Below are 580 nucleotides of genomic sequence, written 5' to 3'. Positions count from 1 at the left end.
TCGTTCCACTGACCACCAAATAGGATGGTGAACACCCCATTCACCGCGTTGCGCATGTACCAGTTTTGAGCGTATTGGTCATTCCAGCGCGTCAGCCACTCCGTCACTTGCGGTAAATAAGCGTGTTGCAGCCCCGCACTGTCCATCGTGATGATCACTTCACTTAATACCTTGCCGTGCGGGTCGCTGTTTTCGTAAAAATTAGCGTTGTTTACAAACGCATCTCCCGCCTCTTGCACTGCGGGCGTGACCCAAGAAACAAACGAGATATTGTTGTTGTAAAACTCGGCGTAATAGCCAGCGCGCAAATACAAGTACAAGGCTTCAAGCTCATCACTACCGCCACCAGTATAGGCTTTCGCCAAAGTCACCGTATGCTTTGCCACGTTGTACATGTGGTCAGAATCAAACGCCGCTTCTTGCACTCGGCTTTGAGCAGAGAACAGCTCGTTGATGCAACTTGCACCTTGAGTTTTTATCGCGCTGATCAAGTCGTTGCTGTTGGTGGTTGTGAACAATTCTACGTCACAAACCACGCTTGCCGCTTCAACCGATTGGGTTGCCCGGGTACGTAACGTCT

1 protein-coding gene is annotated in these 580 nt (G+C 50.3%); it reads right to left on the bottom strand.

What is annotated here, in order from left to right:
• On the bottom strand, positions 1–536 hold a 536-nt coding region (locus R7Z47_RS26030; RefSeq protein WP_411913068.1), incomplete at its 3' end, for a M9 family metallopeptidase N-terminal domain-containing protein.
• Positions 537–580: the final 44 nt, after the last annotated feature.

This window comes from Vibrio sp. 1641, assembly GCF_033339995.1.
GTDB classification, from domain to species: Bacteria; Pseudomonadota; Gammaproteobacteria; order Enterobacterales; family Vibrionaceae; genus Vibrio; species Vibrio alginolyticus.
This window is presented reverse-complemented; position numbering and strand designations above follow the sequence as displayed.